The 18,041-nt window shown below is 42.6% G+C and carries 22 protein-coding genes and 1 pseudogene; 12 read left to right on the plus strand and 11 right to left on the minus strand.

The genetic code is table 11. The annotated features are described in order from the left end of the window. Positions 1-114: 114 nt before the first annotated feature. Positions 115-1,407 (plus strand): P-loop NTPase fold protein, encoded by a 1,293-nt coding sequence (locus MAS10914_RS0114940; RefSeq protein WP_017316749.1) that lies wholly within the window; start codon positions 115-117, stop codon positions 1,405-1,407. After that, positions 1,404-3,194: a tetratricopeptide repeat protein gene (locus tag MAS10914_RS32125; RefSeq protein ID WP_017316750.1), complete on the plus strand. Its 1,791-nt coding sequence runs from the start codon at positions 1,404-1,406 to the stop codon at positions 3,192-3,194. The genes MAS10914_RS0114940 and MAS10914_RS32125 overlap by 4 nt, the downstream gene beginning before the upstream one ends. Positions 3,195-3,364: 170 nt before the next feature. Here the strand turns inward: MAS10914_RS32125 and MAS10914_RS0114950 are convergent, their stop codons facing one another. The 7 genes from MAS10914_RS0114950 to MAS10914_RS0114975 all read right to left on the minus strand — a co-directional run bounded on the left by MAS10914_RS0114950 (position 3,365) and on the right by MAS10914_RS0114975 (position 7,542). Further along, positions 3,365-3,874 (minus strand): YceD family protein, encoded by a 510-nt coding sequence (locus MAS10914_RS0114950; RefSeq protein WP_017316751.1) that lies wholly within the window; start codon positions 3,872-3,874, stop codon positions 3,365-3,367. 226 nt (positions 3,875-4,100) lie between these two features. Beyond that, positions 4,101-4,625, minus strand: a complete 525-nt coding sequence (locus MAS10914_RS0114955; protein ID WP_017316752.1) for a Jag family protein — start codon at positions 4,623-4,625, stop codon at positions 4,101-4,103. Continuing rightward, the gene (gene yidC, locus MAS10914_RS0114960) at positions 4,625-5,770 is read right to left on the minus strand and encodes a membrane protein insertase YidC (RefSeq protein WP_026082563.1); all 1,146 of its coding nucleotides are present in this window, start codon (positions 5,768-5,770) and stop codon (positions 4,625-4,627) included. The genes MAS10914_RS0114955 and yidC overlap by 1 nt, the downstream gene beginning before the upstream one ends. Before the next feature lie 191 nt (positions 5,771-5,961). After that, complete coding sequence (locus MAS10914_RS0114965) at positions 5,962-6,351, minus strand: PH domain-containing protein (RefSeq protein ID WP_017316754.1); 390 nt, start codon at positions 6,349-6,351, stop codon at positions 5,962-5,964. Continuing rightward, entirely contained in the window at positions 6,338-6,757 is a 420-nt protein-coding gene (gene rnpA, locus MAS10914_RS0114970) for a ribonuclease P protein component (protein ID WP_017316755.1), read from the minus strand. The genes MAS10914_RS0114965 and rnpA overlap by 14 nt, the downstream gene beginning before the upstream one ends. A 24-nt stretch (positions 6,758-6,781) precedes the next feature. After that, on the minus strand, positions 6,782-6,916 hold the full coding sequence (gene rpmH / locus MAS10914_RS32835) for a 50S ribosomal protein L34 (protein WP_071599832.1): 135 nt from the start codon (positions 6,914-6,916) through the stop codon (positions 6,782-6,784). Between the two features lie 113 nt (positions 6,917-7,029). After that, a complete protein-coding gene (locus tag MAS10914_RS0114975) occupies positions 7,030-7,542 on the minus strand; it encodes a DUF2808 domain-containing protein (protein ID WP_017316756.1) in 513 nt (170 codons plus the stop codon). 714 nt (positions 7,543-8,256) lie between these two features. On the opposite strand from MAS10914_RS0114975, the gene MAS10914_RS0114980 reads away from it, so the two are divergent. From MAS10914_RS0114980 to MAS10914_RS0115005, 5 genes are all read left to right on the plus strand, one after another. Beyond that, entirely contained in the window at positions 8,257-9,423 is a 1,167-nt protein-coding gene (locus MAS10914_RS0114980) for a Re/Si-specific NAD(P)(+) transhydrogenase subunit alpha (protein ID WP_017316757.1), read from the plus strand. Positions 9,424-9,485: 62 nt separating this feature from the next. Beyond that, a complete protein-coding gene (locus MAS10914_RS0114985) occupies positions 9,486-9,779 on the plus strand; it encodes an NAD(P) transhydrogenase subunit alpha (RefSeq protein WP_017316758.1) in 294 nt (97 codons plus the stop codon). Then, complete coding sequence (locus MAS10914_RS0114990) at positions 9,776-11,182, plus strand: NAD(P)(+) transhydrogenase (Re/Si-specific) subunit beta (RefSeq protein WP_017316759.1); 1,407 nt, start codon at positions 9,776-9,778, stop codon at positions 11,180-11,182. The genes MAS10914_RS0114985 and MAS10914_RS0114990 overlap by 4 nt, the downstream gene beginning before the upstream one ends. A 372-nt stretch (positions 11,183-11,554) precedes the next feature. Then, on the plus strand, positions 11,555-11,902 hold the full coding sequence (locus tag MAS10914_RS0115000) for a DUF6883 domain-containing protein (RefSeq protein WP_017316761.1): 348 nt from the start codon (positions 11,555-11,557) through the stop codon (positions 11,900-11,902). Then, positions 11,899-12,210, plus strand: coding sequence for a DUF4926 domain-containing protein (locus tag MAS10914_RS0115005; RefSeq protein ID WP_017316762.1), 312 nt, complete (start codon positions 11,899-11,901; stop codon positions 12,208-12,210). Before MAS10914_RS0115000 ends, MAS10914_RS0115005 begins: the two co-directional genes overlap by 4 nt. Positions 12,211-12,455: 245 nt before the next feature. Here MAS10914_RS0115005 and MAS10914_RS0115010 read toward each other — a convergent pair whose 3' ends face one another. Together MAS10914_RS0115010 and petN are read right to left on the minus strand one after the other, a co-directional pair. After that, positions 12,456-12,641 carry a hypothetical protein gene (locus MAS10914_RS0115010; RefSeq protein WP_017316763.1) on the minus strand — a complete coding sequence of 62 codons (186 nt, stop codon included), beginning with the start codon at positions 12,639-12,641 and terminating at the stop codon, positions 12,456-12,458. A 7-nt stretch (positions 12,642-12,648) separates the two neighbouring features. Then, positions 12,649-12,738: a cytochrome b6-f complex subunit PetN gene (petN, locus tag MAS10914_RS32840; RefSeq protein WP_071599833.1), complete on the minus strand. Its 90-nt coding sequence runs from the start codon at positions 12,736-12,738 to the stop codon at positions 12,649-12,651. A 109-nt stretch (positions 12,739-12,847) separates the two neighbouring features. Between petN and MAS10914_RS0115015 the strand changes: the two genes are divergently transcribed. The 3 genes from MAS10914_RS0115015 to MAS10914_RS0115025 all read left to right on the plus strand — a co-directional run bounded on the left by MAS10914_RS0115015 (position 12,848) and on the right by MAS10914_RS0115025 (position 15,084). Further along, the gene (locus MAS10914_RS0115015; protein ID WP_033366009.1) at positions 12,848-13,285 is read left to right on the plus strand and encodes a hypothetical protein; all 438 of its coding nucleotides are present in this window, start codon (positions 12,848-12,850) and stop codon (positions 13,283-13,285) included. A 66-nt stretch (positions 13,286-13,351) separates the two neighbouring features. Further along, positions 13,352-14,734: a cytochrome P450 gene (locus MAS10914_RS0115020; protein ID WP_017316765.1), complete on the plus strand. Its 1,383-nt coding sequence runs from the start codon at positions 13,352-13,354 to the stop codon at positions 14,732-14,734. 11 nt (positions 14,735-14,745) lie between these two features. Then, positions 14,746-15,084: a carbon dioxide-concentrating mechanism protein CcmK gene (locus tag MAS10914_RS0115025; protein ID WP_017316766.1), complete on the plus strand. Its 339-nt coding sequence runs from the start codon at positions 14,746-14,748 to the stop codon at positions 15,082-15,084. A 206-nt stretch (positions 15,085-15,290) separates the two neighbouring features. Here the strand turns inward: MAS10914_RS0115025 and MAS10914_RS0115030 are convergent, their stop codons facing one another. Beyond that, the gene (locus MAS10914_RS0115030) at positions 15,291-15,866 is read right to left on the minus strand and encodes a Uma2 family endonuclease (protein ID WP_017316767.1); all 576 of its coding nucleotides are present in this window, start codon (positions 15,864-15,866) and stop codon (positions 15,291-15,293) included. Between the two features lie 114 nt (positions 15,867-15,980). On the opposite strand from MAS10914_RS0115030, the gene MAS10914_RS0115035 reads away from it, so the two are divergent. Beyond that, entirely contained in the window at positions 15,981-17,153 is a 1,173-nt protein-coding gene (locus tag MAS10914_RS0115035) for a pyridoxal phosphate-dependent aminotransferase (protein ID WP_033365271.1), read from the plus strand. A 272-nt stretch (positions 17,154-17,425) separates the two neighbouring features. Next, positions 17,426-17,731 (plus strand): annotated as a pseudogene (locus tag MAS10914_RS30230) (YjbQ family protein); the annotation flags it as partial. Here the strand turns inward: MAS10914_RS30230 and MAS10914_RS32845 are convergent. Further along, positions 17,729-18,041: transposase (locus tag MAS10914_RS32845; protein ID WP_071599882.1), on the minus strand; the 313-nt coding region annotated here is incomplete at its 5' end. The pseudogene MAS10914_RS30230 and the gene MAS10914_RS32845 sit on opposite strands and share 3 nt — an antisense overlap.

The following is an 18,041-nucleotide window of genomic DNA, read 5'->3' on the forward strand; positions in this document are numbered from 1 at the left end:
CTTTCTCCAATTTTTGCATTTATCAGGTTCAGATTCCCGACTTCGCCAAAGTTGTCGGGAATCTTGTTGAGGGCGACAAGGTATGATCATCGAAGCATCGCAGGAAGAACGAATATGGACAAATCTTTGCTGGAAAGATTTCGCAAAGCATATCAATCTCTAGAACTCTTTCCGCTGATCACTGCAAGACAGATTGAAGCGTTTCGAGTTGATTTTGCCAATGATACAATCGCCCGCTTAGAGCAAGCCGTCGAAGATGCACCTCCCAACGGTAAGCTTATTTTTGCAGGACACCGAGGTTGTGGCAAGTCTACTTTGCTAGCGAAATTTGCCAAAAAGATGATGCAACAAGGATATTTTGTTGCCTTCTTTTCTGTTGCTGATTTGATTGAAATGTCTGATGTTAATCACGTTAATATCTTGTATGCCATTGCTTTGACTCTGCTAACTAAAGCAACAGAAAACGGAGTCCAAATATCCAAAGAAACCGAAAAAACTTTACGAGAATGGTTTACCACTACGCAAACAGAAACAGTCACCAAAGATTTGAAATCTGAGCTAGGACTGGGTGGTGAGTGGCTCAAACTTATCACCGCCAAGTTGAAAAACGAAGCCACATTTCGGGAAGAAATTAAAAAAACTTACGAACGCAAAGTTTCTGAACTTGCTCGTAAAGCTGATGAAATTGCCTCTATCATTCAAGCTGATACAAAAAAGGAAGTTTTGGTAGTCATTGATGACTTAGACAAACTTGATTTAGGTTTGGTTGAGGATATTTACAAAAATAATATCAATTCTTTATTTTTACCGAAATTTAGGATAGTTTTTACCATTCCTATTTCAGCAATCCGCAACAATGAGTTACTTGCGGTTTTACAATCACTCGTATCGCGTCCTCTGTTAATGGCAGTTTGTAAATTTTTTAAACCAGAAGATATTCACAAACAAGACGGAGTCCCGAAGGAAAAATTTGTAAATTTGTTTCTGGAAATCCTTAAAAGGCGCATACCAGAAGAATTAATTGAACCAGAAACCGCCAGAAAAATTGTTCTTAAAAGTGGTGGTGTGGTACGTGAATTAGTGCGAATTGCTAGAGAATGTTGTTCTCAATGTTTACTATTAATTCGTTCGGAACCAGAGCGAACCGATATTAAAATTAATGATGAAATTCTCCAATTAGCAGTCAAGGATTTGCGGAATGAGTTTGCTCGTCCTTTGGGTGAGAATTTGTATAGCATATTAGTAACGACCTACGAAAACCTCACACCAAAAGATGCCAAAAGTGAGGAATTTCTCTCGCTGCTGCACGGACTGTATGTACTAGAATATGAAAACGATGATTTGTGGTACGACGTCCATCCGATTGTGGTGGATCTACTCAAGCGCAAGAAGTTGATTGCAGAATGACAACAGTTGATGATGTAACTGAAAATCAACGGAATTATCTGAAGTTAATCGTAGCCTTGGAAGCCAGCCAAGGTATTCTTAACTTGCTGATTGCAGTTTGCGATGACCGTAATTTGCGCGAAAATCTTATTCGACAATACGAAACAGAACTCAAACAGCAAGACTTTCTCACCTATCGGGTGCGGGTACGCAACCAAGACCCCAGTTTACGCTATGCGCTGGCGCAGTTGGTAGAAAAAGAGCCAGATTTGCAGCAGGGTAAACCTGCTGTGATTACAGTTTTGGGAGTGGACGAGTTACTATCAGTGAAGCTAGATGCACCAAAATCTGAGCAAGACAGGTTTTTTGGCTACTTACAATGGACAAGAGAAGCACTGCGAGAGTTTCGCTTCCCAATTGTGCTGTGGATAACTGAACCAATATTGGTTCGCTTGGCAGAACGCGCACCAGATTTTTGGAGTTGGCGCGGTGGAGTGTTTTGGTTTACCCGCGAGTCTACAACCGTGGAACGAGAGAATTTTTCCGTATCAAGAACTCTCTCGACGACTGCACCAAAGCAAACGGTTGGTTTACCACTAGAAGAAATCTTACGACTGATTGAACAAATTGAAGCTCAAGGCAAGGAATCTCCCATACTAGCAACATTGTACGACAGTTTGGCACAAGCTTATCAACAACGTTATGACAGTGCCCAAGAACGTCAATTGGCAATTGAGGCGTATGAAAAGGCAATTGCGCTGCAAACAAAGTTGGGGTTAAAGGCTGATTTAGCTGATAGCTTGAAAAAGTTGGGGGATCTGTATTTTGAACTGAAAGATGAGGTCAAAAAAGCTAACAATTGTTATCAGCAAGCACTAGAAATATACCGCGATATTGGCGATCGCTTGGGTGAAGCTAACACCTTAAAAGCGATTGGCGATGTTTTGCAGTTCCTCGACCGTCGCAGCGAAGCATTAGAACGTTACGAACAAGCATTGGCATTCTACCGCGATATTGGCGATCGCTTGGGTGAAGCAAACACCTTAAAAGCGATTGGCGATGTTTTGCAGTTCCTCAAACGTAGCAGCGAAGCATTAGAACGTTACGAACAAGCATTGGCATTCTACCGCGAAATTGGCGCACGCTTGGGTGAAGCAAACACCTTAATAGCGATTGGCGATGTTTTGCAGTTCCTCAAACGTAGCAGCGAAGCATTAGAACGTTACGAACAAGCTTTGGCATTCTACCGCGAAATTGGCGCTCGCTTGGGTGAAGCAAACACCTTAATAGCGATTGGCGATGTTTTGCAGTTCCTCAAACGTAGCAGCGAAGCATTAGAACGTTACGAACAAGCTTTGGCATTCTACCGCGATATTGGCGATCGCTTGGGTGAAGCAAACACCTTAAAAGCGATTGGCAATGTTTTGCAGTTCCTCAAACGTAGCAGCGAAGCATTAGAACGTTACGAACAAGCATTGGCATTCTACCGCGATATTGGCGATCGCTTGGGTGAAGCAAACGTTCTGCAACAGTTTGGCAAATTACAAGATGACCCAGTTCAAGGGCTAGAATATCTCCAACAAGCTCAAAACCTTTACCTTGAAATTGGCGATATCTACAGCCAAAGTCGCAATCTACTCTACTTTATCGCTAAGGCACAATTAAACTTGGGACAACGAGACGCCGCTCTTGAGTCGTTGCATCAGGCTGCTGAACTCGCCACCTCTATTAATTATGAACCCTTTATCAAATACGCTGAATCGAAGATAACCGAAATTAACTCTACTGCTGCACCGCTGATACTGTAGCGACTACTGCGGGGCTTATTCCAGCATCTATATATAAGAACTACAATTCTTGAAAGGCTGAGTTTACCTGCGCGCACCTTTTCCATTATATATATGATATCTTGTCAACTTGGCAAAAGTCAACCCTAATTTGTAATAAGCGCTGAAGCGCTTACTACAAACCCACCAATCTATGATCCTGGTAATTGGTTTTTCAAAGCCTCCAAAGAAGCCCAACGGCTGTCAACCAACTTATCTGATTTGCTCTCAGTGCTTGGTTGAATACCCAAACAATTGGCATCACACAATTGTCGTTGAGGTAATTCCAAGCACATTTGCTCGTACAGCCATTCACTGGGATAAAAATATCCGTCAGGTGAGAGGGTTTCTACTAAATCATCAAAAGCGATTTCCCGTTCTAAAGGCAGGTCATCTGTTTCGTTAGCTGCTTCGTCTAACCAGATAATTTCCTTAGTATCAACCGTTAAACGTTGATTGTAATTTTGCAAGCAACGATTGCAGGTACAGGTAATGATGGCTTCTGCTTGACCAGAGACTTCTAAGTAATTACCGTGATGCTGCACGCTGATACGACCGCGAACTGGTGTTAGAGTGTCCAGACCGGGCAGAAACTCTGTGACTTGAATTTCTTCTGTTCGTTGTGGCGCTTTAGTAAGCTGCGGAATATAAATTGCGTCCATGGGAGTTGTGAGACATCCTCACGACAAACTCTGTGTATCATCAGCGATGCAGCTGTTAATACATATTTAAGTCTAGCTTTTATAGAAATAAGTTTTATAACTGTTAAATTCGGATTTCCGAAACTTTTTATATGAATTCTATGAAAATCATGAGTTTGGTGCTAACTCTTCACTCTTGACTTTGGTACGGGCGCAATGCCTTGCGCCCCTACAGTTCACTTTTTAGTTATTCCATCTCCATTGATGCAAGGCGTACAACCAAGTGACGATGCGGCTCTTTCCCTCGGCTGAAGGTTTCTAAGTCACCAAACTCCTTAAATAATGTGTGAACTTGACGGCGTTCAGCTGAACTGAGTGACTTGATTTCTACTTCTTGACCTGAGGAGCGCACTTGCTGGGCTGCTGCTTCAGCCATTGCGCGAATTTCTGCATATCTCCTGACACGGTAGCCATTTAACTCAACAGTGTAGGAGGCTTGCTCTTGTTGTGGTTGACTCAGGTTGAGAATAGAATTTGCTAGATACTGAATTGCATCTAGCACTGAACCATCGGGACCAGTTAAAATCTCGATTTGTTCTGGCATCAGGTTGGTTTGATCAATCGTCAACCAGTAACTATCCTGTTCTTGAGATTCCTCGTCCAGACTGGGGGTTGTTTCTAGCTCACCTTCAATATCAACAGATAGTCCACTAAGTTGCAGCAGTGTCTTTAACCACTCCTGACCACGTTGCATTCGACTGTCTGTCATCATTACCCTGTAGTCTTTTTCTTAGAACTTTTTGGCTCAAACGGCAACGCCTTTTTTTGTGCGCTTTGTTCTTCTTTCTCCTGAGTCTCTACAATTTTTTGTAGTTCTTCAGGCAGAGCTTCGCGCGTGAGAATATAGGTTTGCAGTGTTTGGAAAATATTACCAATCACCATATACATCAGCACCCCGGCTGGCAAGGGGAAGAACAAAAACATCCCAGAAAAGATGACCGGGGTGATTTTGTTTACGGTGTCCTGCTGCGGGTTAGCATTAGTGGAATTTTGCCCGGAAAGGATTTGGCTGACGTAAAGGGTAATACCAAATAGTACCACCATAGCGACGATATCCCAGTGAATGGTGCCGTCTGGATCAGTTGCACCAACCCTACCTAAGGCATCAATAAAGAGAAATCCTTGACTTGCGGCGAGTCCAGGAATAGTTCCCTGAATGGTCACATCCCCTGGCTGCAAGGCTTCTATGTTGCCTTCAGCATCAATTTTTATCCGTTCCTCCCCTTTAGTAATTTTCCATTCGGGGATTAACTGACTATCGGGGTGTTCTGCTAAAAGTGCCTGGAATGGTTTGCCTTCCGGGGTTTGATATTCTATCTTCGTATTTTCTCCCACCGCTAATTTGTTGCCTCCGGGAAGGATGGCACTTACCTTAACGTGTTCCCCTTCAGCAACATAGATGTTTTGTGGGGCAGTGGCAAAGGCTTGCGGTTGAATTCTTTCGATTTGTTCACCAGGAAGGATTTGCAAATTTAAGCTATAGTTGACACCAGCGAAAGGTGAACCCCGCAAAGTAGCAAACAGTGCCAGTAAAACTGGCATCTGTAACAGCAGTGGCAAACAACCTGCGAGCGGGTTGCCAAATTCTTTTTGGACGTTCATCATTTCTTCCTGCTGTTTTTGCGGATCGTCCTTATACCGCTCCCTAATTTCTTGCATCCGCTTGTTCATCAGAGGTTGCACAATCCGCATCCGCCGCATATTGCGAATTGAACCAGCACTCAGGGGATAGAGCGCGAAGCGGATTATCAATGTCAATGCCACGATCGCCAATCCATAGCTAGGCACAATGCTATAGAACAAGTCTATGATCGGCAGCATTACGTTGTTCGAGAGAAACCCGATACCAAAATCCATTATTCTGAATTCAACCTGAGATACTGTAAATTGACTTAATCTAATTTATCTAAATCATGATTTAGATGCGACTAGCTTCGTACTACGGATAGCCGCACATTATATGACAAGTGGGTTAGTGGTTAGTGGGTAGTGGGTAGTGGTACTTTTTGACAACTAACAACTAACAACTAACAATTCCCCACTTTCCATCACTTCTTAGCGCCCACATAGGTGGGATTTCTAGCGATGACTTTTTCTTCAATGTAGTCGTAAATTTCCCGAAACTTGGGAATAGCCCGCACTTCTAGACGGGTACCATTTCTGAGAGTTATTACCATATCCCCCCACAACCCAATGCCACGGGGAATTTTGACAATTTTGACAATTTCTGAGTAAATCACATCAGTGCGATCGCGCCCCATCCAACCACCCATCACGGAAATCCTGCGATCAGTAATGCGGTAGCGCAGCCACAATGCCCTAACAATTGCCCCGACTGTCAATGGTAGACCAACAATGGTTAGCCCAATCAATATGTTCGTGATTAAATCCCCTATATGGGGACCACCCTCAAAATAAACGTCTTCACGAATGCCCATTGAACACCTCGGCTTGTGCCAACAACTGCTCTAATTCTTGCAGAAATTGTTGGGTTACGCACTTAGATTCTGCTGCTGTTGGTTTCACAACAACCACTATCCGCCATCCTGGTAATATTTGAGGCAACAATTGATGCAAAGCTGCTGCAATTTGCCGCTTCAGGCGGTTGCGAACGACTGCTCGTTTGCTGACTTTTGTGCTAATCGAAATGCCTATTCGGGTTGGAGTAAGACTTGGTGTGTTTTTTGTTTCAATTTCAGGAACAGTATCCTCAGAAGGCTTGGAGGAAGGTGATGGTCGTAAGGCTCTTAATGTCATATGTGAACCATGACGACGGAATCCTTCCCGGAAAACTGCCTGGAAATCTTTTCGAGATTTTAGCCGATTTGCTTTGGGCAATGCCACTGCTGCTATGTTTCGCTCAATGCCCTAAACGCTCAAACGGTAGCGTCCCTTTCTTCTCCTAGCCTTGATCACGTTTCTACCGTCTGGTGTCCGCATCCTAGCGCGAAAACCAGAGGTTCTTTTTCTCTTACGGCAAGTGCCTTCCAACGTTCTCTTCATGTTTTTATCCTCTTAGACAATTTTTATAAAAAAAGTCACAATTTTTAATTGTATCACTTAAATTTCCAAAAAGTAGTCAATAGTCCAATAACTCTTGACTATTGACTCTTAATTTAACTAATGCTGATAATCCATGTCCCGATGTAGCGCGATAGCGGCACATCGCCAGGAGACTGAACTGAGCAGTTAAAATAGAAAATTCCGCCAGAAGATGGGTTTTTTACGTTAGAGAGAACCACCTCAACGTTGCTACCTGCTGGTATTGCTTCTTGGGGATAAATTTCAATGACGCGATTTTCTTTATCCCACTTCACTTCCGATAATGCAATCTCTTTGTCCCTAACCTTTACCTCAACCTTTTTGGGGTCAAAGGTTCCTTTGTAGTACTCAGGATAAGAAATGACAAAATGACCAACTGCTGTTTTCAGCTTTTTGTTAGAAATTTTCAGTCTGTACCTATCCCAGCCATTGGTTTGACCACCAAAATCTAAGCGGAATGGTAGCTGATTTTCGCTTTTGACACCGCTAAATAGAGTCCACCCAGGCAAATTCTGTGCCCAGCTTATGGCGGGGATCCCAGCCAGCAAACAGCTAGTCAAAGCCAAAGTAGAAAGTAAACGTCGCATGGTTAAGCTCCTCAAGCAGATATAGATCTTTTGTCTTAATAACTGGGACTAAAAGTTCATCGTAACTAAACTTTACTACTGAACATTTGGATAATAGACGTAAAATGCTCACAAAAGTGTCAAGCTCAGTATTTCTCAGGGATAGCCCTTTTTTATTTGTTACTTTTTATACTATTAGAATTGGTTTTCAGGATTTTTGAATTTGAACTTACGAAAAACACGTTGAGATGTCATTGTGTTGCTAAATGTGTAGAAATATATATAACTTGTTATAAAAATTGAGTCATTCAATAGTAACATCGGTAGTTAACTTGAATTATACTGGCTAAAACAAGTTGTACTCAATGCAGGATTTATTAAGATTATTTGGGGATAATTTTTGAAAATTTTCTTAATATTGCAGTATGTAAAAAAAGAAGAACAAAATTGTTAAATCCCTAAAAGAAGTTGAAGACAAAGATGCAAAATTTGGGGAGTAGCATAGGATGTGCAATAGATGACCCTTTTTGCAAAAACATTGGAATCTTGAAATCCTGTAAGAACGAAATTGAGTCTTTGCGTAGGTAATTGTAGATTGTGAGAGCGAAGGTTAAGTTGACTGGTCAAACCAACTGCTAATAGCTGCTGTCTATGCACACTATAAGTGCGCCTGTTGCCTCACCCTGAAAAATTTCACAGCTTGCAGAAAATAGGTATTTATCTTAAGGAGATTGCATGAGAATAGCAGTTGCCAAAGAAATTGAAGTTTGTGAGCGTCGAGTGGCATTAATTCCTGACACCGTTGCCCGATTGGTCAAACAAGGCTTGGAAGTATGGGTAGAAAGGAGTGCAGGTGAGCGGGCTTTCTTTTCTGATGCAGCCTATGAGGCAGCCGGAGCTAAAGTCATAACTGATACCGCTACATTATGGGGTGAAGCAGATATTCTGCTGAAGGTCAGCCCACCTCAAGAGAGAGAAGATGGACGCTCAGAAATTGACCTGCTCAAGGAAGGATCTGTGCTCATTAGCTTTCTCAATCCTTTAGGGAACCCATTTGTAGCGCAGCAACTAGCAGAACGCAAGGTAACTGCTATCAGCATGGAAATGATCCCCCGCACCACTCGAGCACAAAGTATGGATGCGTTATCTTCGCAAGCATCAATCGCCGGTTACAAAGCGGTACTGATTGGTGCAGCAGCATTACCAAAATATTTCCCCATGTTGACAACAGCAGCTGGTACAATTGCGCCTGCAAAAGTGTTTATTATGGGTGCTGGTGTTGCTGGCTTACAAGCGATCGCCACAGCTAGACGCTTGGGAGCAGTGGTAGAAGCCTTTGACATTCGCCCCGCCGTCAAAGAAGAAGTTCAAAGTTTAGGGGCAAAATTCGTCGAAGTCAAACTCGAGGAAGAAACCGTCGCCGCCGGAGGCTACGCCAAAGAAATTTCTGAGGCGAGCAAACAACGCACTCAGGAAGTCGTCACTGAACACGTGAAAAATGCTGATATCGTGATCACAACCGCTCAAGTTCCTGGGAGAAAAGCACCAATTTTAGTGACTGAAGAAATGGTGGCACAGATGAAACCAGGTTCGGTGATTGTGGATCTCGCCGCCGAACAAGGTGGTAACTGCGCCTGCACTGATCCCGGCAAAGATATTGTGTGGAACGGCGTTACTATCATTGGTCCCATCAACTTACCATCATCGATGCCAGTCCACGCCAGTCAACTCTATTCCAAGAATTTGACATCGTTGATGCAACTGTTGATTACAAAAGACAATGCTTTAAATGTCAACTTTGCCGACGACATCATCGATGCTGCTTGCGTGACTCATGCAGGAGAGATTCGCAACCAGCGAGTGAAGGATGCCCTACAAGCTTTAAGCGGCGTAGCAGGGTAGTCAGTTCGTAGTAAGCGCTTAAGCGCTTACTACAAGCAAATTTCCACAGGAGTTTTTTATCGATGACAGAAGCATTAATCGCTGCTTTATTTGTCTTTGTTTTGGCATCCTTTACAGGATTTGAAATTATCAACAAAGTCCCACCAACTCTTCACACACCCTTAATGTCGGGTTCCAACGCCATTTCTGGCATTGCTGTACTTGGGGCAATCGTGGCTTCTGGTGCCAGAGAGACGAATTTGTCAGTCATTTTAGGTTTGATTGCTGTAGTGCTGGCAACTGTGAACGTGGTGGGTGGTTTCCTCGTCACAGATCGGATGTTGCAAATGTTCAAGAAAAAGGAGATTAAGGCGTGAGCGACTTTTTACCAACTGGGATTCAGCTATCGTATTTAGTCGCTGCGTCCTTATTTATTCTGGGTTTGAAAAAGCTGGGATCACCCGCGACAGCGCGACAAGGTAATGTTGTTGCAGCCGTGGGGATGCTGTTAGCGATTGTGGCAACACTGCTAGATCAGCAGGTGTTGAACTACGAAATGATTTTGGTGGGGTTGGCTATTGGTTCTGCAATTGGGGCGATCGCCGCCTACAAAGTCCAAATGACGGAAATGCCCCAAATGGTGGGTTTACTCAACGGCTTGGGTGGTGCAGCTTCAGCACTTGTCGCTGTTGCTGAATTTTGGCGGTTGCTGGCAAATGGTGAAGGAATACCCCTGGATGTCAACATCTCAATGCTGTTAGATGTGTTGATTGGTGGTGTTACCTTCACGGGTAGTATGCTGGCGTTTGCCAAGTTACAAGGTTTAATCAGCGGTACCCCGATTACATTTCCTTTGCAGCAACCAATCAACGCTCTTCTCCTGATTGCATATCTAGCAGGTAGCGCTTATTTAATCATCACACCGGATAGTTTACCCGTGTTCTTAGGAGTCGTGGCTGTCTCTCTGGTATTGGGTGTAATGTTTGTCATCCCCATTGGCGGCGGTGATATGCCGGTGGTGATTTCGCTGTTGAACTCCTTGTCGGGGATAGCCGCTGCTGCTGCTGGTTTTGTGGTGATGAACAATATGTTGATCATTGCTGGTGCTTTGGTGGGAGCATCTGGTTTAATCCTCACCGAGATTATGTGTAAGGCAATGAACCGCTCTTTATTTAGTGTGCTGTTCAGTGCTTTTGGTTCAGGGGCTACATCTGGTAGTGGTGCTGCTGCTGGTGGAACAACTGATAAATCTGTCCGCAGCATCGATCCCGAAGAAGGCGCGATGATGTTAGGTTATGCCCGTTCTGTGGTAATTGTTCCTGGTTACGGGATGGCTGTAGCGCAGGCGCAGCACAGCGTACGCGAGTTGGCAGATCAGCTCGAACGCATGGGCGTAGATGTGAAGTATGCGATTCACCCCGTTGCTGGTAGAATGCCTGGGCATATGAACGTGTTGCTGGCTGAGGCGAATGTGCCTTATGAGCAGTTGCATGATATGGAAGATATCAATCCCCAATTTGATCAAACGGACGTGGCTTTGGTGATTGGGGCAAATGATGTGGTGAATCCGGCGGCGCGGAGTGATGCAAATAGTCCAATTTATGGTATGCCCATCTTGGAAGTGGATCGGGCAAAGCAGACGATTGTGATTAAGCGCGGTATGAGTGCGGGTTTTGCTGGTGTAGATAATGATTTGTTCTACAAGAATAAAACCACGATGCTCTTTGGTAGCGCTAAGGATATGGTGGCGAAGTTGGTTTCTGAGGTGAAGCAGTTGTAAACGAACCGCCAAGACGCCAAGGGCGCAGAGGAAGAATTAGAGAGTTAGCTTGCCTTGGGAGTATGATGCTCTTGAGGCAAGCTTTTTTGATAGAAAGCCTTGTAAGCAGTTTCACTCAAGTGATTCATGTCTTTGATAGAGAAGGTGATATCACAGTTGGCTTTTCAGGGTATGTGGAATAGCTCATTTTATGGGTTTCCTCAAGCCCTGATTTTTCGTTCGTTATTCTCAATAATCTAAAATTATTGAAAATAAGGCTGTGAAAAAGTCACGCAGCATCAAATCTAAGCTTCGTTAGTGAGCGATGCAAGCGTTAGTTAGCGAAGAATGAAGCAATTGATGAGCTTTCGCTAAAATTGAAGGTAAACAAGGATGAAGCTGGGAGATATTGTTAGTTGCATTGTTATAGATCCTCGCAAGCTAACAAATTACGCTCTTAACACAGACAACCCCGTAGGTGCTGATAAAGCGGTGATGTTTCAGCGTGATTTAGGTTTTACTATAGATAACTATCAACTTCTGCTAGAACAAATTTCGACTCAAGCCTTAGATGCTGAAGCAATTTTGGGGCGTGCCGACGAGCATGGACAACGCTACACTGTAGATTTGGATATTACGGGGACACAAGGACAGCGCTCGATTGTTCGTACAGGTTGGATAGTAGAACCCAACAGTGATAGCGCTAGGTTAGTAACGCTCTATGTTCGGAGGAAAAAATGACTGAACCAGAACTATTTGATCTGATTGAATTGTTAGTAAATTTGCCAGAAGATAACCTATATGCAGGAGTCCGAGGGGCGATTGTAGAATGTTACGATAATAATACTTATGAAGTTGAGTTTACTAATGAAGAAGGAGAAACTTTAGCTCTTTGTAATTTATCATCTGAGCAATTTATAGTTATATGGAAAGCTAAAAATAAGAGTTGGTTACCAGTCTCGGAACGGATTACTGCTGTAATTAACTATTTATCTGAAGAACGTAAGCAGGAAGTATTAGATTTTGCCCGTTCTCTATATCAGCGGTAATTATTTATATGGATTAAACTTGATAAGATTCTAGTCGAATCATTCTTTGAGTTTACTCCTTTGTTGCTGAAAGATTACTGAGTTATAAGGTAATTGTGATTTTGACCATCAGTATTACCTTTCTATCCTACTAATTAATCATACTACGCACTTTTCCTCTTTGGCAGAGAAACAAAGCACAAATACACAAAGACGCTAAGAAACTTTTTGCGTCTTAGCGCCTTTGCGCGAAATTTCAAGAAAAATTATTTTTTCTTCTTAAGCTTAGGAGCAGTGTTCGAATGAGTGGTGCGTCGTGTTTCGCGTTTTTCTTGTGCTCGCAGACGGCGATCGCGCCAATCTGCTAGTGTCAAATAACCAACACCTCCTGTGACTGCAACAAGCAGTACCGCAGCAACTAAAGCCAAAATACTCAGGAATGGACTTTCCACGATTCTCTTAGAGTCCGTTGCGACCCCAAACTACCATTGAAATTGACCAAGTAAAAACAACCAGTAAAGAAACCCAACCTAGTGTCAAAATGTCCATAGTGGTACTTTTAAAGTTATTTACGAAACGACTCTAATATTAATAATACTAGAACCATGTTCTGAACTAAAGTTTGGACTCAGTGAACAACATTTTGGATAATCAGCTCATGGCAGAACGCATTGAATCCCTCAAAGCCGCGATAATAGGGGGTTTGTGCCTGATGATAGCCTTCCTCATCACTACTTTGGTAAACAGTCTAGTACTGGCAAAGTATGATGAAGTTTTTAGCAGTTTGAGAATCGATACTCTAAGTTTGCACTCGTTTGTGAGTGCTGGGATTGCAGTTTTCTGTGGCTTGCTGTTTGGTGTCACCTACCGCTATATCATTCGTTCAGATAAAAATTTCCAACTCAAAGCTGGGGGAGTGCTAGCATTTGGTTTGGTACGGGGTTTAGCCCAAGTGGATGTTATGCTCTGTTGTTCTAGCAGTGTTTTGCCTTTAGTGGTGCTAGCAGTTGAAAGTATTTTGTGGTTTGGGTTAGCAGCATATGCCCTCGATACTGCCATACAGTTCGGCTGGATTAAGCCTTTTAAAATAGAGTAAATGTCAGACGAACACTAACTCAAAATTTGAAGTCATTGTTAACACAATTTTATAGGAAAACAACAAATGAAACTAACCAACACTATCACAACCCCCTCTATTATCCAGAGATTTCAGTGGATTGTTGATCCTGTAGGATATATGGAAAAAGCGGTTCAGCAATATCCCGACATTTTTACTTCTAAAATAATCAGGTCTAAACGTCAAGTGGTATTTGTGCAGCACCCCCAGACAATTCAGGAAATTTTAACGAATGATCGAAAAAAGTTTGCTGCCTTAGGTGAAGAGAACAAAATTTTGCTACCGTTAGCAGGCAATAATTCACTCTTTTTGCTAGATGGTGAACGCCATAGAAGACAACGCCAACTCGTCATGCCCCCCTTTCATGGCGATCGCATGCGAGTTTACAGTGAAATAATCTGCAATATAACTGAAAAAGTCTTTAGTCAATTACCACACAAAAAACCCTTCTCAGCTCGTACTCAATTGCAGAATATATCCCTGCAAGTCATTTTACAGGCTGTTTTTGGTTTGCTTGAAGGAGAACGTTACCAACAACTCAAGCATCGACTTCAGTTAATGATGGATGTGTTTGAATCACCACTTGCTTCTAGCTTCCTGTTTTTGCCCTTCCTACAAAAAGATTTAGGAAAATGGAGTCCTTGGGGAAGGTTTTTACGTTTGCGGCAGCAAATTGATGAATTAATTTACACAGAAATTGCGGAACGCCGTGCAAAACCAGATCCAAATCGCGCTGATATTCTCTCTTTATTAATGTCTGCGCGGGATGAACAGGGGAACCCGATGACGGTTCAAGAGTTGCGCGATGAGTTGATGACTCTGCTGTTGGCTGGAAATGAAACGACAGCATCGGCTATGGCTTGGGCGCTGTACTGGATTCACCGTTTGCCAGAAGTCCGTCAAAAACTGCTTCAAGAACTGGACACCCTCGGTGATTCACCAGATCCCATGAGCATTGCTAGATTACCTTATCTGACAGCTGTTTGTAATGAAAGCTTACGGGTTTACCCTGTAGCAATGTTGACTTTTGCTAGGGTTGTGCAAGAAAGCGTTGAGCTACTAGGATATGAGTTAGAGCCTGGTACAATACTGTTTGGCTGTATTTACCTTGTACATCAACGTGAAGATTTATACCCGCAGCCCAAGCAGTTTAAACCGGAACGCTTTTTGGAACGTCAATTTTCTCCTTATGAATTTATGCCCTTTGGCGGTGGTGTCCGTCGCTGTGTTGGTGAAGCTTTAGCGATGTTTGAAATGAAGCTAGCCTTAGCAACACTCTTGTCACGCTATGAGTTTACACTGGATAGCGATCGCCCAGAACAAGGACAACGACGAGGAGTGACTCTTGCTCCTGCTGGTAAAGTCAAGATGATAATCGCGGGAGAACGAGAGCATCAAGAGAGTCCAAAAGTTGTAGCAAGTGTTTAAAGTGGGCAAGCATGACATTGGCACTTGGTATGATTGAAGTCTATGGGGTTCCCGCAGCAATAGAAGCCGGGGACGCTATGTGTAAAGCTGCCCGCATCACCCTTGTTGGCTATGAAAATACTGATTTAGGGCGAATTACTGTGCTTATCCGGGGAGAAGTGGGTGAGATCAATGTTGCTGTAGCAGCAGGACTTGAGGCGGTACCGCGAGTGAATGGTGGTGAGATACTTTCTCATCACATTATTCCCCGTCCTCACGAAAATCTAGAATCTGTTTTGCCGATTCATCTCTCAGCAAATATAGAGCAATTTAATTTTGATATCCGGTTTCCACCGCCATTGTCGGCTTAAAAACTACTAAGTGCGTAGGAGCGGATACCTTGCCCTATTACTCATTAGACCTCCAATAAAGTAAAATTAAAAATATTTTTAACCACAGATGCACACCGATAAACACAGATGATTTATCGGTGTGCATCTGTGTTCATCTGTGGTTTAATTATCATAAAATTAACTTTTGCAAGAGGTTTATTGTTGAGTTTTTATTCTTCCTAAGTTTAAAATACAGTTTGCAAATCGAGGATAAAACCAGGCAAAACATCTTCCCCTGATAGTTCTGTTGGTGATTCTAAAACTTCTACTTCTCGCCCCAAGCGATATATTTCTACTCGGCGGGTTTTTCTATCAATTAACCAGCCGAGTTTGACTTGATTCTCCATGTATTCTTGCATTTTTTCTTGTGTCTTTTGTAGAGTATCAGTGGGTGACATTAATTCCAAAACGAAATCAGGAACGATTGGGGGAAATTTCTCTTTTTGTTCAGAGGTGAGAGTATCCCATCTTTCTTGTTTTATCCACGTAACATCCGGAGAACGGTTAGCACCATTGGGAAGTTTAAAGCCAGTTGAAGAATCAAATACTTTGCCAAGCTTAGTTTGGCGATTCCAAATAACAAAATCAGCATTAATTTCTGAGTTGCGGTTTCCTGTTTCTCCTCCCGTTGGGGGCATAATAATAAGTTCTCCTTTAGCACTGCGTTCAAATTTTACATCAGGATTTCTCCGACAAAGTTGATAAAATTGCTCGTCGGTTAATTCAATGACAGGTTTGAGGTTGAGGGTAATAGTGTTCATCAGGAGTCATGAATAAAAACATATATATTGCATTTTAGGCTACTTTAATTGGCATGAGTTTCTATAAGATTCACTTTTGAGAGAAAATTGAAGATAGCTTAAGTGTGACAAAGCATGGATTTCATCTCTCGGATGCAGGCGGTTCAATCGCCGATGATTGCGGTTGTTGCGGAACTGATTAAAAGCTGTCCCGGAACCATTTCTCTTGGACAAGGCGTTGTTTCCTATAGTCCACCGCCCGAAGCTATAGAATTTTTGCCTAAATTCTTAGCTGAACCAACGAATCATTTATACAAAGATATTGACGGAATTCCTCCATTGCGAACGGCATTAGCAGCGAAATTGCAAGCCTTTAATGGGATTGAAATCAATGAGGAAAACTGCATCGTCGTCACCGCAGGTAGCAATATGGCGTTTACAAATGCTATTCTTGCCATCACTTCGGTAGGGGATGAAATTATTCTCAATACGCCTTACTATTTCAATCATGAAATGGCAATTACAATGGCTGGCTGTCATCCAGTGTTGGTAAAATGTGATGAAAATTACCAGCTACGTCCAGAGGCGATCGCCTCTGCTATCACCCCAAAAACACGAGCAGTGGTGACGATTTCCCCCAATAATCCTACTGGGGCTGTGTATTCAAAAGAAGCGTTACGGGAAGTAAATCAAATTTGCCGCCAGCATGGTATCTACCACATCAGCGATGAAGCTTATGAATACTTTACCTACAACGGAGCAAAACACATTTCTCCGGGTGCATTCGCTGGAAGTAACGAGCATACCATTTCCCTTTATAGCCTTTCCAAAGCTTATGGTTTTGCTAGTTGGCGTATTGGCTATATGGTGATTCCCAAACACCTGCTTGTCGCCGTTAAAAAAGTCCAAGATACGATTGTGATTTGTCCGCCTGTGATTTCCCAGTATGCAGCTTTAGGGGCGTTGCAGGCAAACGAGGACTACTTGAAGAATCATATTGCGGCGATCGCCCAAGTCAGGCAAGTCGTACTCGACTCCCTCAACAGTTTACAAGACTTGTGTACTATTGCCTCTGCTAATGGTGCTTTCTATTTTTTCCTTAAAGTTCGTACTCAATTGAATGCTTTTGAACTCGTCGAACGACTCATCCGCGAACATCAAGTAGCAGTGATTCCAGGTACGACTTTTGGGATGAATGACGGATGTTATCTTCGTGTTGGTTATGGTGCGCTACAAAAAGAAACAGCAAAAGAAGGAATTGATCGATTCGTAAGAGGTTTGCAGGCGATAATTTGTGGGGTGCGTTAACACAGTGTAAAGTACTCCCTTTAAACTATACAGCGCTTCTCATCTGAATAAAGTACTAATTTATCTGTGTGCATCTGTACGCCAGTCGCCACAACGGGGGGAACCCCCGCAAGGCGCTGGCTCGTCCATCTGTGGTTCATTATTTCTTTGTGTACCTCACCCAATTGCAAACCGCTGTAAATCAGTTAGGAAAAACATGCTTTGTTTCCTACACTTTGATTTGGTGAACAATGCCCACACACCAATTTCAAAATCAATAACGCGAAATTGACATGACAATTATTAAGAAATTAATAGAAATCGAAACAGAACCAGGAATTCATATTTATAATATCACGCCGCAAATTGAGGCTATTCTAGCATCATATCCCATTCAAAACGGTCAAATTTTAGTGTTTTCTCGTCATACAACCACAGCATTAGCCATCAACGAATATGAAGAAAGATTGTTAGAAGATATCAAAGTCTATTTGCAAAAATTAGCACCTGAATCAGCTCGCTACCTACATAATGACTTGCACTTAAGAAAAAACATTCCTCCAGATGAACCAATGAATGCCCATTCTCATACCATTTCACGAAAAGCCTGATACAAATAAAGCATCAAGAATAAAATCCCAACCTGTAATAGAAGCAACGATTGATGTGTTTAATTGTTCCAATCGCTTCCAAATAAATTCTCTTAATTCATCTAAAGTTGAGAAGCTTTCCCAAGTTAAATGCCTTTTAACCTCCTCCCACAATCTTTCAATTGGATTAACTTGAGGTGTATGCGGAGGCTGAAATAACAAAACTATATTTTCTGGTAGTTTGAGATGCTGACTAAAATGAAACGCTCCATTATCTAACTGAAGAATATGTATATCTTGAGAATAAGTCTCTGAGAAT

The organism is Mastigocladopsis repens PCC 10914 (assembly GCF_000315565.1).
In the GTDB taxonomy this organism is placed as follows: Bacteria; Cyanobacteriota; Cyanobacteriia; order Cyanobacteriales; family Nostocaceae; genus Mastigocladopsis; species Mastigocladopsis repens.

Coding starts and splice junctions, on each gene's coding strand:
- MAS10914_RS0114940 (WP_017316749.1), top strand. CDS start 115: ATGGACAAATCTTTGCTGGAAAGATTTCGCAAAGCATATCAATCTCTA.
- MAS10914_RS32125 (WP_017316750.1), top strand. CDS start 1,404: ATGACAACAGTTGATGATGTAACTGAAAATCAACGGAATTATCTGAAG.
- MAS10914_RS0114950 (WP_017316751.1), bottom strand. CDS start 3,874: ATGGACGCAATTTATATTCCGCAGCTTACTAAAGCGCCACAACGAACA.
- MAS10914_RS0114955 (WP_017316752.1), bottom strand. CDS start 4,625: ATGATGACAGACAGTCGAATGCAACGTGGTCAGGAGTGGTTAAAGACA.
- yidC (WP_026082563.1), bottom strand. CDS start 5,770: ATGGATTTTGGTATCGGGTTTCTCTCGAACAACGTAATGCTGCCGATC.
- MAS10914_RS0114965 (WP_017316754.1), bottom strand. CDS start 6,351: ATGGGCATTCGTGAAGACGTTTATTTTGAGGGTGGTCCCCATATAGGG.
- rpmH (WP_071599832.1), bottom strand. CDS start 6,916: ATGAAGAGAACGTTGGAAGGCACTTGCCGTAAGAGAAAAAGAACCTCT.
- MAS10914_RS0114975 (WP_017316756.1), bottom strand. CDS start 7,542: ATGCGACGTTTACTTTCTACTTTGGCTTTGACTAGCTGTTTGCTGGCT.
- MAS10914_RS0114980 (WP_017316757.1), top strand. CDS start 8,257: ATGAGAATAGCAGTTGCCAAAGAAATTGAAGTTTGTGAGCGTCGAGTG.
- MAS10914_RS0114985 (WP_017316758.1), top strand. CDS start 9,486: ATGACAGAAGCATTAATCGCTGCTTTATTTGTCTTTGTTTTGGCATCC.
- MAS10914_RS0115000 (WP_017316761.1), top strand. CDS start 11,555: ATGAAGCTGGGAGATATTGTTAGTTGCATTGTTATAGATCCTCGCAAG.
- MAS10914_RS0115005 (WP_017316762.1), top strand. CDS start 11,899: ATGACTGAACCAGAACTATTTGATCTGATTGAATTGTTAGTAAATTTG.
- petN (WP_071599833.1), bottom strand. CDS start 12,738: ATGGACATTTTGACACTAGGTTGGGTTTCTTTACTGGTTGTTTTTACT.
- MAS10914_RS0115015 (WP_033366009.1), top strand. CDS start 12,848: ATGGCAGAACGCATTGAATCCCTCAAAGCCGCGATAATAGGGGGTTTG.
- MAS10914_RS0115020 (WP_017316765.1), top strand. CDS start 13,352: ATGAAACTAACCAACACTATCACAACCCCCTCTATTATCCAGAGATTT.
- MAS10914_RS0115025 (WP_017316766.1), top strand. CDS start 14,746: ATGACATTGGCACTTGGTATGATTGAAGTCTATGGGGTTCCCGCAGCA.
- MAS10914_RS0115030 (WP_017316767.1), bottom strand. CDS start 15,866: ATGAACACTATTACCCTCAACCTCAAACCTGTCATTGAATTAACCGAC.
- MAS10914_RS0115035 (WP_033365271.1), top strand. CDS start 15,981: ATGGATTTCATCTCTCGGATGCAGGCGGTTCAATCGCCGATGATTGCG.